This is a genomic window from Haloleucobacter ellipsoideus, assembly GCF_052491725.1.
Map to the genome: position 1 here is coordinate 81,381 of NZ_JBQWAR010000017.1, position 16,078 is coordinate 97,458.

Annotated in this window: 12 protein-coding genes; 4 read left to right on the forward strand and 8 right to left on the reverse strand. The window is 63.3% G+C overall.

Annotated features, from left to right (window positions below):
• Positions 1 to 80: 80 nt before the first annotated feature.
• Complete coding sequence (locus ACT6QG_RS05685) at positions 81 to 284, forward strand: YbdD/YjiX family protein (protein WP_444976890.1); 204 nt, start codon at positions 81 to 83, stop codon at positions 282 to 284.
• Between the two features lie 165 nt (positions 285 to 449).
• On the opposite strand, the gene ACT6QG_RS05690 is transcribed toward ACT6QG_RS05685, so the two are convergent.
• The 5 genes from ACT6QG_RS05690 to ACT6QG_RS05710 form a co-directional block, all read right to left on the reverse strand.
• Complete coding sequence (locus ACT6QG_RS05690) at positions 450 to 3,377, reverse strand: HD domain-containing phosphohydrolase (protein WP_444976605.1); 2,928 nt, start codon at positions 3,375 to 3,377, stop codon at positions 450 to 452.
• A gap of 189 nt (positions 3,378 to 3,566) precedes the next feature.
• Entirely contained in the window at positions 3,567 to 5,195 is a 1,629-nt protein-coding gene (gene mdlC, locus ACT6QG_RS05695) for a benzoylformate decarboxylase (protein WP_444976606.1), read from the reverse strand.
• Between the two features lie 113 nt (positions 5,196 to 5,308).
• Positions 5,309 to 6,862, reverse strand: a complete 1,554-nt coding sequence (locus tag ACT6QG_RS05700) for a TerC family protein (RefSeq protein WP_444976607.1) — start codon at positions 6,860 to 6,862, stop codon at positions 5,309 to 5,311.
• A 274-nt stretch (positions 6,863 to 7,136) separates the two neighbouring features.
• Positions 7,137 to 8,510: a sigma-54-dependent transcriptional regulator gene (locus tag ACT6QG_RS05705; RefSeq protein ID WP_444976891.1), complete on the reverse strand. Its 1,374-nt coding sequence runs from the start codon at positions 8,508 to 8,510 to the stop codon at positions 7,137 to 7,139.
• On the reverse strand, positions 8,510 to 10,360 hold the full coding sequence (locus ACT6QG_RS05710) for a sensor histidine kinase (RefSeq protein ID WP_444976608.1): 1,851 nt from the start codon (positions 10,358 to 10,360) through the stop codon (positions 8,510 to 8,512). Before ACT6QG_RS05710 ends, ACT6QG_RS05705 begins: the two co-directional genes overlap by 1 nt.
• 281 nt (positions 10,361 to 10,641) lie before the next feature.
• Here ACT6QG_RS05710 and ACT6QG_RS05715 point away from each other — a divergent pair, with 281 nt between their 5' ends.
• On the forward strand, positions 10,642 to 12,015 hold the full coding sequence (locus ACT6QG_RS05715) for a dicarboxylate/amino acid:cation symporter (RefSeq protein ID WP_444976609.1): 1,374 nt from the start codon (positions 10,642 to 10,644) through the stop codon (positions 12,013 to 12,015).
• A 67-nt stretch (positions 12,016 to 12,082) separates the two neighbouring features.
• On the opposite strand, the gene ACT6QG_RS05720 is transcribed toward ACT6QG_RS05715, so the two are convergent.
• From ACT6QG_RS05720 to ACT6QG_RS05730, 3 genes are all read right to left on the reverse strand, one after another.
• Positions 12,083 to 12,538 carry a flavin reductase family protein gene (locus tag ACT6QG_RS05720; protein ID WP_444976610.1) on the reverse strand — a complete coding sequence of 152 codons (456 nt, stop codon included), beginning with the start codon at positions 12,536 to 12,538 and terminating at the stop codon, positions 12,083 to 12,085.
• Positions 12,539 to 12,830: 292 nt separating this feature from the next.
• Positions 12,831 to 13,688: an alpha/beta hydrolase gene (locus ACT6QG_RS05725; RefSeq protein ID WP_444976611.1), complete on the reverse strand. Its 858-nt coding sequence runs from the start codon at positions 13,686 to 13,688 to the stop codon at positions 12,831 to 12,833.
• Complete coding sequence (locus ACT6QG_RS05730; protein WP_444976612.1) at positions 13,685 to 14,962, reverse strand: amidohydrolase/deacetylase family metallohydrolase; 1,278 nt, start codon at positions 14,960 to 14,962, stop codon at positions 13,685 to 13,687. Before ACT6QG_RS05730 ends, ACT6QG_RS05725 begins: the two co-directional genes overlap by 4 nt.
• Before the next feature lie 159 nt (positions 14,963 to 15,121).
• Here ACT6QG_RS05730 and ACT6QG_RS05735 point away from each other — a divergent pair, with 159 nt between their 5' ends.
• Both ACT6QG_RS05735 and ACT6QG_RS05740 read left to right on the forward strand, forming a co-directional pair.
• Positions 15,122 to 15,616 carry a MarR family winged helix-turn-helix transcriptional regulator gene (locus ACT6QG_RS05735; RefSeq protein WP_444976613.1) on the forward strand — a complete coding sequence of 165 codons (495 nt, stop codon included), beginning with the start codon at positions 15,122 to 15,124 and terminating at the stop codon, positions 15,614 to 15,616.
• A 189-nt stretch (positions 15,617 to 15,805) separates the two neighbouring features.
• Positions 15,806 to 16,048: a hypothetical protein gene (locus ACT6QG_RS05740; protein WP_444976614.1), complete on the forward strand. Its 243-nt coding sequence runs from the start codon at positions 15,806 to 15,808 to the stop codon at positions 16,046 to 16,048.
• Positions 16,049 to 16,078 lie beyond the last annotated feature (30 nt).

Sequence of the window (16,078 nt, forward strand, 5' to 3'; positions counted from 1 at the left end):
AATCATTTGGTGGCGCGGCCAGCCTTGAGCCCTCTCAGGAGACGGTTGAGCCATCTCTCACGGAAGAGGCGCCGGCGTCCCTGCGGGAGCGGATCGCCGCCTTCAGCAAATGTGTGTGTCAGGGCGCGCGACTCATGGTCGGTATTCCTGATTACGATACCTATGTCGCCCATATCCGGCGCACGCATCCTGATCAGGAGCCGATGACCTACAAGGAATTCTTTCGCGAGCGGCAGAATGCCCGTTTCGGCGAGAGCGGGAAGGGCGGCTTCCGCTGCTGCTAGGGTGCTGGCCGCTGGCCGCGCTGCCCCGCTTCAGTGGGGGCCTATTGCGGGTAGGGGCTTCGGCCTTTTGCATGGCAGCCGTCATTCCCCCTGATACGGCTCTGCGCCTGAAAATACCTGGGCATTTTCAGGCGCATTGTTCTGGTCGGCCGGAAATCCGCCCTCCTATTGGGGCTGCGGAGGAGGTGGGGCGGTCTGCGGAAGCCGGCTGACAAGGGCTGCGATATCCACCTCGTCACGCTGCTCCGGCCGCAGATAGTGGGCTCCGTAATTCTCCCACATGCGTGCTTCGAGGAAGTAGCGCATCAGCAACGGGTCCAGATGTCCCTCACAGGCCATGCCGGTCATGATGGCGAGGGTGGCTGTCAGCGGTTTTGCCGGTTTGTAGGGCCTGTCTGCGGCTGTCAGCGCCTCAAACACATCGGCGATCGCCATCACCCGGTCCTCCAGCGTCAGCCGGCTGGCATCCAGACGTCTGGGATAGCCGGTGCCATCCATGCGCTCATGGTGGGTTGCGGCAATCTCCGGCACCCGGCGCAGATCATCCGGCCAGGGCAGGGTGTTGAGCATGATGAAGGTCTGCACCACATGGTCATTGATGCGGAAGCGGTCTTCGGGTGCAAGGGTGCCCCGCCGGATGGTGAGATTGTGCAGTTCTCCCCGGTTCTCGGCCAGTGCCGGCAGCGCCATGTCGAAGCCGAGATGATTGTCCGGGTCGTTCTTCTCCACGGGCGGGCGGTTCCTGTCCCATGCAATCCTGTGCTCCGGCTTGTCGGCCAGCAGACGCTCGGGGGCGGGAAGCGGCATTTCGGGGCTGCTGCCGAGCCGCGCCTCCTCCTCGCGTGAAAGGCCGATGCGATCGCTGAAGTGGCGCATCCACTCGCGTTCGGCAATCTGCGAAAGGCGCTCGATATCCGCGTCCTCCATGAACTCGCCGCCAATATTGCAGCGGGCGATGAAGGCAAAATCCTCCTGAAGGGCGGCCTGTTCCTCATCGCGCTGCTCCAGCGAGGCGGCCTGATTGGCGCCATCCATCATGCGCCGCAGATGGGCAATCTCTGCATCGCGCCAGAGCACCTCGAAGCGGGTGCGGATATCGTGGATGCGGTTATGAACGCTTTCGAGCTTGGTGGCCTTGTCGATGATATGGTCGGGGCTGGTGATCTTGCCGCAATCGTGCAGCCATGCGCCGAGCCGGAAGGCGTAACGCTCCGCCTCACTGAGGTGATAGGGGCCATAGGGGCTGTGGCCCTCGGCGCTCATCCTGTCCGCCATCATGATGGCGAGTTCCGGCACGCGGCGGCAATGGCTGCCGGTATAGGGGCTCTTGGCGTCAATCGCATCGGCAATCAAATGCACGAAGCCATCAAACAGGCGGCGGCGTGTTTCCAGCAGGTTGCGGGTTTCAATGGCCGCGGACAGCGCGCCGGAGAGCTGGGTGACAAAGGCGCGGAACTCTCCATGCCGGTGCTGCTGGTTGGAGGGGTAGTTCAGCAGCAGCAGGCCGAGGGGCTTGCCTTCCCGGTCATTGAGCGGCACCGACAGCTGGGCGACACCGGCCAGCCGCTCGCCGATCAGGGGATGGGGTGCGCGAAGCACATCACGGGGCAGGCGGGGATATGAAAAATGAACCGGGCTCCCCGGTGCGACAGCACCCTGCGTCGCCGCGCTGAGTTCCAGCTGGTCTCCCTGTTCGTTCAGCAGATAGACCGCGCCATAGATGCCGCCCGTCGCCATCACGGTTTCCTGCAGCACCTTTTCCAGCATCAGATCCGTGCGCGGTTCGCTGCCGATGGCGTTCATGGTGGAGAGAAAGGCGCGGACCGCCTGACTCATCTTTGCCAGAACCTCGTTCATCTGCTGGAATTCGGCGATCCGGCTCGGCGCATCGTTCGAGGGCGAGAAGTCGAAGCCTGAAAGGCGATGGGCATAGCGGGTGACACGTTCCACGCTGCCGCCCACCCATTTGCCGATGAACCAGCTCGCAACCATCAGGCAGATGGTGATGATGATGGCGCTGATCGTCATCTGCGAGAGGTCGTCGCGGATCTGGGAGGTCAGGTCATCATCCGGGATGGCGATGAGCATGTTGAGCTTGCGCTGGCCCAGAGAGGTGAGCGAAATGCGCGAGCCGAACCATGTCTCGCCATTCATCTCGAAAGGCACGACCTGGTTGAGCGGTGGATTGTGTTTGTCGAGTATGGAGAGCGCCTCCAGCCCCGTGGAGGGGCTGTGATACGCGCCGGGGGCATGGTCGCCCTGATCGGGCATGCGCAGGGCGATGGTACGGGCGATGAGCCCGGCGCCATCGGCCACGATGGCGAACTCGGCATGCGGTGTCGGGCGCAGGTCCCGCAACTGGGCATCCAGATCCGAGAGATTGGCGTCAAGGCCGACCACGATATTCTCATGGTTCGACCTCTCGCTCAGGGTGATGCCGATCTGGTTGTTGCTGAAGAAACTGTAGGGGTTGCTCAGATACTGGCCCGGGCGCACCATGGCCTGCCGGTACCACTCCCGCTCGCGCGGGTCATAATTGTCGCTGATGGCGGTGTTCTTGGCCAGAAAGTGGATCTGAGCATCATAGTAATAATGCAGCAGCTTCCCCTCTCCATCCGGCCAATGGGTGTGGACGCTGAGGAGATAATCGGCCCGTGGCGGGGCGCCATACTTCTCTCGCGCCGCCTTGCCGGAAAGCTGGCGCGCGATGATGAAATCGCCATTCTCATAGGCCACATACACCGTCGAGATCAGCGGCGTGCTTCTGAGGGCGTTGATGAGATGCATCACCCGCAGATTGCGCCGTTCCAGATCCGGCCCGATCCGTGGCGGATCATGCGTCAGCCGGTGCAGGGTGTTGCTGGCGGTGGACAGGAAATGGCGGGCACGCTCATCCACCAGCTGGCCCATGCTGTGGGTCATGGCCTCTGCCGAATGGACCAGAGCGCGCTGCGATGCCTGCCAGCCCTGCCAGATGAGCAGGGAGCTGGAGAGGAACAGGGCCGCCACCATGAGGCTGGCAAACAGGACGGGAAGCGAAATCTGCGTCGTCTTGCCCGAAAGGTGAGGGCGCGCCTTGGCGGAATCGGTCACGCGGTTTTCCCTTTCGTGCGGGATGGCGCAGATCAGTCCATCCGGTTCCGGGCAGACTCCCGGACATGTTCTGCCGGATCTGCATCCCGGCTATGGGTGATGATTGGAAGGAAAGGTCCGCTTTGCATCTGATGGTATGATCTGGCGCAAATGCGGGAGATGCGTCAGATCACCGGGGCAGGCCCGGGGTCAGATCAGCGGGGGAATGGAAGGCAGGATGGGCACTTCCAGCACCGTTGGCCCCTCGCGCCGGATGGCATCAGCGCAGGCCGCCTGCACGCCTTCGAGCGTGTCCACGCGCAGCGAGGTGCATCCATAGCCACGCCCCAGCGCCGCAATGTCCAGACCGGGAATGTCGAGCCCCGGCACGCCGGGGGTCTTTTCCAGAAGGGCGAAGGATTTGAGGATTCCATATTCGCCATTGCAGGGCACGACGAACAGGATGGGCAGCTTGTGCCGTGCCGCCGTATAGAGCGCCTGTATCGAATACTGGAACGAGCCATCGCCTATGATGGCGAGCACCGGACGGTTGCGCCCGCTCTCGCGCTCCGCAAGGGCGATGCCGACAGCGGCGGGCAAGCCCCAGCCGAGGCTGCCGCTGGCAAAGGTGTAGAAGGAATCCTCATGCTCCACCGGCCATGCGGTATGCAGGTCTCCCAGATTGGACGGGGATTCCTCCACCAGAACGGTCTCTTGCGGCAGGGCCTGGCGCAGGGTCTGGAACAGCTCAAGCGCGGAAATGCCTTCGCCTTCCGTGACGGGATGGGAGGCCGGGTGGGGCGCCATGCGGTGCGCGATCCGCGCCTTGCGGCCGGGATTGGCCGGGCGCGCGGAAACCCGGCTGGTGAGTTCCTCAAGCGCCAGAATGGCATCGCACAGCAGGCTCTCTCCCACCGGGGCGCGGCCGGCCTCGGCGGCGTCATCGGTAATGTGCAGCAGGCGCAGGCCCTCCGGCACATAGGGACCGGGCACATAGGGATAATAGCGGAAGACCGGCGCGCCGATGACGATGGCGACATCATAGCCTTCGAGCTTCTCGGCCAGAGGGCCGGTGGCGAAGGGCAGGCCGCCAATATAGAGCGGATGGGTTTCCGGCATGGGCGGGCGCTCGCAGGCGGGTGCCGACCAGACATCCGCATTCAGCTTTTCCGCCAGTGCGATCGCCTGTTTCCAGCCCTGCCCGCGGGCGATTGCGCCGCCATAGATGAGGGCCGGGTTCTTCGCCTGCGAGAGGGCGTCCGCAAATTCCTGTATCCGCGCCGGATCAGGCCCGATGCGTGAGGCCACGGTGCGCACAACGGCGGGGCCGGTGGCTGGCTTGTCCCAGTCATCCAGCGGAATGGAGAGGAAGACCGGCCCGGCCGGGGGCTGCAGCGCCATGGCATAGGCGCGCATGAAGGCGGCCGGCACATCTTCCGCCCGCACCGGCTCATAAGCCCATTTTGCCCAGGGCTCGGGCAGATGGGCGGGCTTCACATTGGTGAGCCAGGGTTCCATCAGCAGCATCTCGCGGGTCTGGTTGCCGGCGGTGATGATGAGCGGGGTCCTGTTCATGGCGGCGGTGAGAATGCCGCTCATGCCGTTGCACAGGCCGGCGGAGGTATGGACATTCACCAAAGCGGGCTTGCGGGTGGCCTGTGCATAGCCATCTGCCGCCGCCACGGCGGAGGCCTCCTGCAAGGTCTGGATATAGGTGAAATCGGCGGGAAAGTCCTTGAGGAAGGTTTCCTCGGTCGATCCCGGATTGCCAAAGACCGTGGTGACACCGAGTTCGCGAAGCAACTGGAACGTGACATCACGAATGGACTGACCAGCCATGGCCATCTCCTTGCAGAATGGGCAAGGTTTCATTTGCCCGATATGTGTGGCCGGTACAACTGGTCTTTCATGGCGGTTGAAAGCAGATGTACCGGCCCTGTCACTCCCGCTCCTCAGAAAAGGCTTTCCAGAGCGGAAATGCGGACCTTGCCCACGCTGCGCTTGTCCAGAGAGAGGATCTCGAAGCGCAGGCCATCCGCCTCGAAGGTTTCCCCTTCCGTCGGCAGGTGGCCAAGCTCGGTCAGGATATAGCCGCCAAGGGTGGAATAGCGATCCGCATCATCAACGAGATCGTGTTCGATCAGGCCGGAGAGCTGGCGCACATCCATGAAGCCGTCCACCAGCCATGTGCCATCTGCCTGTTGCAGGAACTGGGCGGCATCCTCGTCCTCGTCCGGGAAGTCGCCGGCAATGGCTTCGAGAATGTCGGTCGGCGTGGCGATGCCTTCCAGGGAGCCATGCTCGTCCACGATCATCGCCATCTGCACGGGTGAGCGGCGCAGCTGCTCCATCACCTTCAGCACATCGGTGGTCTCATGCACGATCACAGGCTGGCGGGTCACCTTGGCCCAGTCGATCGGCTTGCCGTCGATCATCAGGTTGAGCAGCTCCTTGGTGATGGCGACACCGACGAACTCGTCCACATGTTCACGCGCCAGAACGACCCGGCTGTGATTGAGGGTGCGGATTTCGGCCAGAAGCTCTTCCGGGCTTTCGTTCAGGTCCAGCCATTCCACCTCGTTGCGGGGCGACATGATGGAGCTGACAGGGCGCTCGCCCAGATCCAGCACCCCGCGGATCATTTCCTTTTCCTTGGGGTTGAACAGGTCGCCCTGGGCCGCCTGTTCGGCGATCACATCCACCGTTTCGCCCAACGGCTCGCTGCCCACGCGCCCGCCCAGCAGGCGCAGAACCGCCTCCGAGGTGCGCTCGCGCAGATCGCCGGTGGTGATGTATTTCTCGCGATTGTGCCGGCCGAACTGGTTGGCGGCCTCGATCAGCACCGAGAAGCCGATGGCGGCATAGAGATAGCCCTTCGGGATATGGAAGCCGAAGCCTTCCACCACCAGCGAGAAGCCGATCATCAGCAGGAAGCCGAGGCACAATATGATGACGGTGGGGTGCCGCGAGACGAAGGTCATCAGCGGCTTGGAAGCCATCATCATCACCGCCATGGCAATGCAGACGGCCGCGATCATGACCCAGAGTTCCTTCACCATGCCAACGGCAGTGATCACGCTGTCGAGCGAGAACACGGCGTCGAGCACGACGATCTGGACCACCACCTGCCAGAAAACGGCATGGACCACGCGCCCGCCCTTCGGCTTCTGGGCGCCTTCCAGCCTCTCATGCAGTTCCATCGTGCCCTTGGCCAGAAGGAACACGCCACCGACGATGAGAATGAGATCGCGCCCCGAGAAGGACATGTCGGCGACGGAGAACAGCGGCTGGGTGAGGGTCACGATCCATGAGATCGAGAACAGCAGCGCGATGCGCATGACAAGCGCGCAGGACAGGCCGATAATGCGCGCCTTGTTGCGCTGGTGGGGGGGCAGCTTGTCTGCCAGAATCGCGATGAAGACGAGGTTGTCGATACCAAGGACAACCTCAAGAACGATCAGGGTGACAAGACCGACCCAGATGTTCGGATCTGCAAGAAATTCCATGGGACAGCCTGTCAGAGTGAAACTAGCGAACGCAAAAAGCCCCGGAACGGATCCGAGGCGCGCATCTGCGTCATATCAATGAAAAGGGAAGGGGCAGGCTGACATCCAAAGGGAGAGGTCAGCCAGAATCGGTCTCGACTATCGCTTGTACTGTCGCCTTCGTCCGGCATGGTCGCAGGTCTTTTCCCAAGCTAGGATGATAATAGCGCACAGGTGCGTATCACATCTGCGTGTCATGTGAAAGAACACAGGCCGAGGGTTTCGCAACTCTTTTCTATATCCCGGACGGGGAGGTGGGGGCATTGACTTTCGCTGCGGCCCGATAGGCATTCTGGTCGATATTATGGCGGCGCAGCTTGTCATAAAAGGTCTTGCGGGGAATGCCGAGAGCCTGGACTGCGGCCTGAACATCACCCTGGGTCATGGCCAGGGCGGCGCGGATCTCCCCGGCCTCGAAGGCATCCATCCGTTCCGGCAGGCAGAGGGGGGAGGGCGTGGCCATCTGGCCGTCCACCCGGTCCTGATCGCTCACCAGACCGAGGGCCACACGCTCGGCAAAATGGGCCAGCTCGCGCACATTGCCCGGCCATTCATGGGTTTCGAGGCGATGGCGCACCTGCTGCGGGAGCAGGGGCGGCTCACGACGGAAGCGGCGGGCGGCCTCGGTGAGAAAATGGCCGAACAGCAGGGGAATATCCTCCCGCCGCTCCCGCAGGGGCGGGATGTGGAGCGTTGCCACATGCAGGCGATAATAGAGATCCTCACGGAAATCCCCCCGCCGCACCAGTTCATGCAGGTCCACCTTGGCCGCGGCGACGACGCGGATATCCACCCGCCGCACCTCATTGGTTCCGAGCGGCATCACCTCCCGCGCCTCCAGTACCCGCAGCAGCTTCACCTGCAGGGCCATGGGCATGGCCTCGATCTCATCCAGAAACAGCGTGCCGCCATTGGCATGCTCGATACGGCCGATGCGCCTCTTCTGGGCGCTGGTGAAGGCCCCGGCCTCATGGCCGAAAAGCTCGCTTTCAATCATGGTTTCCGGCAGGGCGCCGCAATTGACCACCACCAGAGGGTGGCTGGCGCGCGGGCTCCAGCGGTGCAGGGCATTGGCCACCACCTCCTTGCCGCTGCCGGTCTCGCCCTGGATGAGGACATCGATCTCGGCATCGGCAAGCTGGCGTATGCTCTGCCGGAGGCGCTCCATCACCGGAGCGGCGCCGATGAGCGGCATCTTTTCCCCGGCATTTTCAGCCTGCTGGCGCAGGGCGCGGTTTTCCAGCACCAGACGGCGCTTTTCCAGCGCATGGCGCACCGTGCCCAGAAGCCGTTCCATGGGATAGGGCTTGGCAAGGAAATCATAGGCACCCTCGCGCATGGCATCCACCGCCATGGCAATGTCCCCATGGCCGGTGATGAGCACCACCGGCAGGCCGGGATCGATGCTTTTCAGATGGCGGAACAGGGTCAGCCCGTCCATGCCGGGCATGCGCACATCGCTGACCACCACGCCGGGAAAGCCGGAGTCGAGCCGCTCCAGCGCGGCGCCAGCCGAGCCAAAGGAGGCGACATCCAGGCCCGCCAGCATCAGCGCCTGCACATTGGCGGCGCGCAGGATCGGGTCATCATCGATAAAGGCGACATCCATCATGGGGCTCCCGGAAGGGTGATGGTGAAGACGGCACCGCCCTCATTGCGCACGGCAAGGGTGCCGCCGCATTCGGCGATGATGTCATGGCAGATCACCAGCCCGAGGCCGAGGCCGTGGGGCTTGGTGGTGGTGAAGGGGGTGAACAGCGTTTCCATCACGGCAGGCGGCAGGCCGGGCCCGTTATCGGCAAAGGTGATGTGCACCTGCTCTCCCGCCGCCTGAACCGAGATGGTGATGCGGGCATCCTTCCGGTCCGCCAGAACCTCCATGGCGTTCTGGAAGAGATTGATCACCACCTGTTCCAGCCGGATGCGGTCCGATTTGACCATCACCGCCCCGGCGGGCAGGTCCATCTGCAGATCCACCCCCTGCAGGCGCAGGCGGTGGCCCACCAGCAGGAGCGCGCCCTCCATCACATCCTGCACGCTCACGCTGCTGGCTTCCCGCGGCGCCTTGCGCGAGAAGGCCCGCAATTCGCTGGTGATGGAGCCGATGCGCTCGGTCAGCGCGCCAATGGTTTTCAGGTTCTCATGGGCCGCCTGCGCCTGTCCGCGCTCCAGAAAGGTTTGCGCATTGTCCGAGAAGGCGCGGATGGCGGCCACCGGCTGGTTCACCTCATGGGCGACACCGGCGGCGATCTGGCCCAGCATGGCCAGCTTGCTGGCCTGCACCAGCTCATCCTGCAGCGCATCCGCCGCTTCACGGGCGCGGCGGCGGGCGGCCATTTCCGTGCGGAGCTGTGCATTGGCGATCTGAAGCTCCGCCGTGCGCTCCGCGACACGGGCCTCCAGATGCCGCATGACCTGTTGCTCGCGCCGGCGCTCATGGGCCAGCCTCTGGCGGCGCGAGAGCAGGAAGGTGCCCCCGCCAACCACCAGCGCGCTGCCCAGAAGGACAAGGGCATGAATGGTGGCCTCGGCAAGGTGCAGGGTGGGGGAGACAGGCGCCAGCACATGCATGCTCCAGCCGGTGGTGGGCACCGGCGCGACCACATCCATGAACATCTGCTTCCTGTTCGAGGGCGGCACGATGGCCTCGACCGCACCATCGGCCGCCGGGGTGATGGGCAGCAGGTCCAGCGGCGCATTGCCAAACTGCAGGCTGGTGCGCAGGGCCGCCTTGAGCGTCTCATGGATGGGGTGCGTGGTGTGGAACAGCCATTGGGGAATGCTGCTCACCAGCACGATATCGCGGGCATCGGTGATGAAGGTGGGCTCGCTCTGCCGCCGCCAGTCCGCCTCCACGCCGTCGAACTCGGTCTTGACCACGATGACGCCCAGCACCTTCTTGCCACGGTTCACCCTCTGCGCCAGATAGAGGCCGGGCTGGTGGCTCACCGTGCCAAGGGCGAAATGCTCGGCCTCGCCCTTGTGAAGGGCCTGCTGGAAATAGGGGCGGAAGCTGTAGCTGTTGCCGATGAAGCTGTCCGGCTGTCGATAGTTGGAGGCGGCGATGGTGTCGCCATCCGGGGTCATCAGATAGATCACGCTGGCGCGGGTGGCCCTGGCGAGTGTTTCCAGCTTGGCGTTGAGGGCGGCCACCGCAGTGCTGTTCGGGTCCGTCAGGGCACTGCGCAGGTCCGGGTCCTGCGCCAGCACCACGGGCAGGGAGCGCTGCTTCTCGATCTCGCTGCGCAGCATCGCCACCCGCAGGTCCGCGGCCGCCGAGGCTTCAGCCCTGATCTTGTCCAGCACCAGCGCGCGGGTCACCTGGATGCTGATCTGGTCGATGGTGGCAATGGCCAGAAGCATCGCCGTCACCGTTCCGGCCAGCACCATGTGCTGGCGCCAGCGGCGCGGCAGCATGGCCAGAAGACGAAGCCGGAGCGGCAAAGCGCGTGTAGGCACGGAGCAACCTTGGCGGAAAATGGGCGAAATCTCGCACGACCTGTGGTGGCATTGTGCGAAATCCCACACAATTTGTCGAGATCATGATCGGCCCGCCTTCGGAATAGTGAAAGCTTTCCAGTTCATTAAAAAATTACGTGATGGGCGCCGGGTCTGGCATGGATCTTGCGCAGGGTGGAGGCCCGCTGTGCAAGCTCGGGTTCTGATCCACCCAACCCATCCGGGTGTCGACGCGTTGCCCGCTCAAATGAGGCGCGGCGTCCCGGAGGAAGGAAACGTCAATGGCAACCTCCATTCCTGTCGCCGCCGTGCCCCGCAAGCCACGCAAGCTGTGGCAGCATCTCTATTTCCAGGTCATCGTCGCCATCATAGCAGGCATTGCGCTTGGACATTTTTACCCCGATGTCGGCACGGACATGAAGCCGCTGGGTGATGCCTTCATCAAGCTGGTGAAGATGATCATCGCACCGGTCATCTTCCTCACGGTTGTTTCCGGCATTGCCGGCATGCGCGATCTCGGCAAGGTCGGGCGCGTGGCGGGCAAGGCGCTGCTGTATTTCTTCGTTTTCTCCTCCTTCGCCCTCGTCATCGGCATGATTGTTGCCAATGTGGTGCAGCCGGGCGCGGGTCTGAACATCGACCCGGCGACGCTGGACCCGCAGGCGGTGGCCAACTACACCAGCAAGGCACATGAGCAGACGCTCGTCGGCTTCCTGATGCACATCATTCCCTCGACCCCGACCGAGGCTTTCGCCAGCGGCGATATTCTTCAGGTGCTGTTCTTCTCGGTGATGCTGGGCATTGCGCTGGCCGGCGTGGGCGAGAAGGCCGACCCGCTGATGAAGGTGCTGGATTCCCTGGCCCAGGGCGTGTTCCGCCTTGTCGCCATCCTGATGAAGGCCGCGCCCATCGGCGCATTCGGCGCCATGGCTTTCACCATCGGCAAATATGGCATCAGCTCGGTGGCCAATCTGGCGCTGTTGATCGTCACCTTCTATGTCACGGCGCTGCTGTTCATCCTGATCGTTCTGGGGGCCGTGGCGCGCTACAATGGCTTTTCCATCATCGCGCTCATCCGCTACATCAAGGAAGAGCTGCTGCTGGTGCTGGGCACCTCGTCTTCCGAATCCGCCCTGCCCAGCCTGATGGAAAAGATGGAGCTGGCGGGCTGCTCCAAATCCGTCGTGGGTCTTGTCATTCCCACCGGCTATTCCTTCAATCTGGATGGCACCAACATCTATATGACCATGGCGGCGCTGTTCATCGCGCAGGCCACGGGCATCGATCTGAGCATCTGGGACCAGATCCTGCTGCTGCTGGTGGCGATGCTCTCTTCCAAGGGTGCGGCGGGCATTACCGGGGCGGGCTTCATCACGCTGGCGGCGACGCTCTCCGTGGTGCCTGCCGTGCCGGTGGCGGGCATGGCGCTCATTCTCGGCATTGACCGTTTCATGTCCGAATGCCGTGCGCTCACCAACTTCATCGGCAATGCCGTCGCCACCATCGTCGTGGCGCGCTGGGAAGGGGAGCTGGATGAAACGCGCCTTGCGGACGTGCTCTCCGGCAAGATCCCGGTGGAGGATGAGCTGGAGGATCTGGTGGTGAATATTGACGAGGCGCAGGCCGGCCTTGCACCCCACCGCCCGGCGGCCTGATAATGAGCTGACATGGAAAAGGCGGGATTGTTCCCGCCTTTTCTGTATCCGGTGATGTCTGCCCTTGTCAGGCGACGAGATTGCGATAGGCGCCCGCCCAATAGAGCAGGGGCTCCGCGGATTCCGTGACGCGGGTGGCGACAACGCGCCCCAGAACGATGACATGGGAGTGGCGGGTAATGGCCTCTTCCAGTTCGCAATCAAAGGAGGCGAGCGCATCGGCCAGCACCGGCGCGCCGGTTTCCAGCCGTGTCCATTCCGCACCCTGATAGCGGTGGTGTCCCTTCAGCCCATCCTTTCCGGCAAACTGGTCGGCAAGGGGCTGGTGATGGGCGCGCAGCACATTGATCGCGAAATGCCGGTGCGTGGCCAGAGCCTCGAGCGCCGAGGCGGTGCGGTTGACCGCGATGATCAGGGTCGGCGGCTCAACCGAGAGCGAGGAGAGGGATGTCGCTGTCAGCCCCGTGCGGTGCTCCCCGGTGCCGACGGTGAGAATGCTCACGGCACCGGCAAGCTTGCGCATGGCAGCCCGGTAGGCAAGCGCGGACGGGGAAAGGGGTGCGGGGGAGGAGGGCGACCGGGCGGATGAGGACGCGGTTTCAGAAGCGGTAAGGGGTGAATGCGCGTTCATACTGCACCTGGGAAGACGGCCATGCCGTGGCTGTAACTTTCCTGCCCACGCCATGCCAATTAACACAATTAAAATGTATGAAAATATTAAAGCACGGATTTTGTTAAGTCAATAAATTCTACTGAATTTATATATTAATGAAATGGCGGCTCCCGCCACCATCTCAAGGCCCATGCCGGAGCTGTCAGGCCGCGCCCGCGGGCAGGAGCGCACATAATGCGCGGGTGATCTGCCCGTCTGCCCGCCGCAGCTCTTCCAGAATGGAGAAATGGTCGGCCTGTGCAATCGGCAGCAGCCGGCCGGGCGCGCGGGCTGTGGTGCGGTGGGCGGAAAGGGTGCGCGATTCATGCACCAGGGCGGGCAGCTCCAGGGCGCCATAGCTCACCAGCAGCGGTTTCTGGCAGGGGGCCTGACGCAGGGGTGAGAAGGCCGCAATTTCCGCGCTGTCCAGCTTCAGGGCATCATTGAGAAAGGTGTCGCGCAGCGGTCCCAGCTCATAGATGCCGGATATGGCCAGCCCGGCCCTCACCGCCGGATGGTGCAGATGCTGCACCGCCAGCAGGGCGCCGGCAGACCAGCCCCCCACCACCAGCGGTCCCGCCACCCCATGGGCCGGCCCTTTGATTGCCAGAAAATCCAGCGCGCTGCCGATCTCGGCGACGATGTCCGTCAGCCGGGCCTCGGGCGCCAGCGTATGGCCGGGCATGACCACCGACCAGCCATGGGCCAGAAGCCCCGCGGCATAATGGGCGAACACCTCCCGGCTGTTCTTCTGCCAATAGCCGCCATGAATGAAGACGAGACAGGGGGCGGCGGGGTCTGCTGCCGGGTAGATATCCATCTTCTGGCGTTCGGCGGGGCCATAGGCCACGTCCAGCCCCTTGGGATGGGCCTTGCGGAAGGCCGCCGCCGCCGCATCGCGCGTTGCAGCCCATGCCGCGCTGTTGGCCACCGCGGCAGTGTTGTTATAGGCGCCATCCCGCTGGTCCGGGGAGAGCTTCTCCCAGACCCGTTGCGGGGGCAGGGGGATGACGGCGCTCATGCCGGCACCGGTGCGGGCAGGATGGGGGCATCCGCCCTGTAATATGTGCCGGCCCGCAGGCAGAAGGCGGGGGTCAGCAGATTGTCCGTTTCCACCCTTGTGTCCTCATTGTCGCGCAGGATGAAGCGGCCATGGTTTTCATCCAGCACCGAGATGTCGGCGGTGTACCCCACCTTCAGCGCCCCGAGACGGTCTGACAGGCCCAGCATCCGCGCGGGATTGGCGGTCACCATCTCCACCACCTGTCTCAGCGGCAGGCCCAGCGCCATCATGGAGCTCATGGCCTGGGTGAGGCTGAAGCGCGCCTGGCCGAGAAAGGGGTGGTTCTCATCATCGGGATGTTCTGCCGGGGTGCCGGCGGGGGCGGGCACATGGGTGTTGTAGCCATGCATGTCCGCGCCCAGAGTGTGGGGCACAACGCCGGCGGCGATGCCTTTTCTGGCGATACGGTAGGAAAAGTGGCTGCCATGGCCCACATCGATCTTCAGCCCCCGGTCCAGCGCCGCCTTGATCACATCATGGATTTCCCCATCACGATTGATGAAGCCGCCGGGGTGGCGGGTGAAGGGGTGGGCGAGAATGTCCCCCTCCTTCAGCAGCGGAATGACGCGCTCCAGAATGGTATCGGCATCCTCGCCATTGGCCCCGCTCTCCGGCAGGCCCCACAATGTGCCGAAATGCACATAGAGCGGGATTTCGGCACGGCGGGCGATTTCCGCCGCCATCACCATCACGGCAATGCCCCAGCGCGCGAACCCGCCGATTTCGGCATGGCCCTTGATGCCGCGCACCAGATCACGGTTGGCGATGGCGGAGCGCACGGTTGCATCCACATCCACGCATTCGGGGCTGTAGAGATTGGGGTAATAGTGGCCCTCCAGCCCGCCGACCAGATAGGCGGAAAGGAAGGAATAGACCCGGGTCCGGGAGGGCTCCACCATGAACTTGCGGAAACCGGGCAGGGTCATGCACGATGCCCCGCCCTGATCCACCACAGTGGTGACAGCGGAATGCACGCCCACCATGTCCGGGTTCATGCCGAAACGGCCGGTGACATACTGGTAGATGTGGCCATGGGTATCGATCATGCCCGGCAGCACCAGCTTGCCGGTCACATCCAGTGTCTCCAGCGCGGCGGAGGGGGGAATATCCCTTTCTATCGCCGCGATCTGCCCGTCCCGTACGGCAATATCGTAAATGCCGTCCAGATCCGTGGCGGGGCAAAGAAGGCGCCCGCCTTTCAGGAGGGTATCGTAACCTGCATGTTCAGCCATAAGGCTCTCCATCCTGCTGTGTGCGATTTCCATTGCGGGAAATGCGAAGTATGCTTCGTATTTGCTGATGCAGATGGCGTGCCAGAATGCGCTCCGGCTCACGGGAAAGACGCGCTGAACCGCTGGTGTGGATGGGGAGAGCAGATGGAAAGTGACGAGATGTCAAAAGGATGCGCTGTTTCCCCGGATTGTGGGGAAGGGGAGGCATGGGGGCTTTTTGAGCGCCCCGGCTTTCTGGCGCGGCGGGTGCACCAGATTCATGTCAGCCTGTTTTCTGAGCTGTGCGGCAGTTTCGCGGTGACGCCGGTGCAATACAGTCTTCTATCGGCCCTCGATACGCTGGAAGAGGCAGACCAGACCACCCTTGCCCGCACCGTGGCGCTGGACCGCACCACCACCACCGGGGCATTGAAACGGCTGGAATCGCGCGGCTTCGTGCGGCGTGCCCCATCGTCCGAGGATCGCCGCGCCCAGAGCTGCCGTCTGACGGATGAGGGGCGCGCCATTCTGGCCGGGATGGAGGAGGCCGCCCGGCGCGCCCATCGGGCGACTGTCGAGATGCTTTCCCCGCAAGAGCAGGCCCAACTCATTGAGGCCATGAAGAAAATCGTGTCCTTTCATGAGGGGCGCGACGCCAGCCTGAACATGCTCTAAAATTGCGCAGTATGCTTCATGTTTTGTCAGGCGGCCTGCTCTTGTCCGCCGGCGCTGTCCACAGGGGCGGGCTGCATCCCCATGGTTTTTGGGCGGAGTCACAGGCATGCCTTTGTTTGTGGGTGTCATGCCCCGATGTTCAGGCGGAGTGTCCGTCTGGATATGTCTGCCCCAAAGAGGAGTGATCTCGTGAAGAAGATTCTTGCAGTGGCCCTTCTGTTTTCCTTCGCCACCCCCGCACTGGCCTGCACGGAGGATGAGCTGGAGGAAAAGATGACCGCAGTCTCCCAGAAGGTGCAGGAGATCGCGATGAAGGACCCCTCCCGCATGGCCGAGCTGACCAGCAAGCTCCAGGAAGCGCAGGCCAATATGACCAGCGATCTTGAAGGCGCCTGCAAGTTTTACGACAAGCTGCTGGACGAGCTGAAGTGAGATCACCTGTCTGATGGCTGATCCGCTCTG

Coding starts and splice junctions, on each gene's coding strand:
- mdlC (WP_444976606.1), bottom strand. CDS start 5,195: ATGGCTGGTCAGTCCATTCGTGATGTCACGTTCCAGTTGCTTCGCGAA.
- ACT6QG_RS05700 (WP_444976607.1), bottom strand. CDS start 6,862: ATGGAATTTCTTGCAGATCCGAACATCTGGGTCGGTCTTGTCACCCTG.
- ACT6QG_RS05705 (WP_444976891.1), bottom strand. CDS start 8,510: ATGGATGTCGCCTTTATCGATGATGACCCGATCCTGCGCGCCGCCAAT.
- ACT6QG_RS05715 (WP_444976609.1), top strand. CDS start 10,642: ATGGCAACCTCCATTCCTGTCGCCGCCGTGCCCCGCAAGCCACGCAAG.
- ACT6QG_RS05720 (WP_444976610.1), bottom strand. CDS start 12,538: ATGCGCAAGCTTGCCGGTGCCGTGAGCATTCTCACCGTCGGCACCGGG.
- ACT6QG_RS05725 (WP_444976611.1), bottom strand. CDS start 13,688: ATGAGCGCCGTCATCCCCCTGCCCCCGCAACGGGTCTGGGAGAAGCTC.
- ACT6QG_RS05730 (WP_444976612.1), bottom strand. CDS start 14,962: ATGGCTGAACATGCAGGTTACGATACCCTCCTGAAAGGCGGGCGCCTT.
- ACT6QG_RS05735 (WP_444976613.1), top strand. CDS start 15,122: ATGTCAAAAGGATGCGCTGTTTCCCCGGATTGTGGGGAAGGGGAGGCA.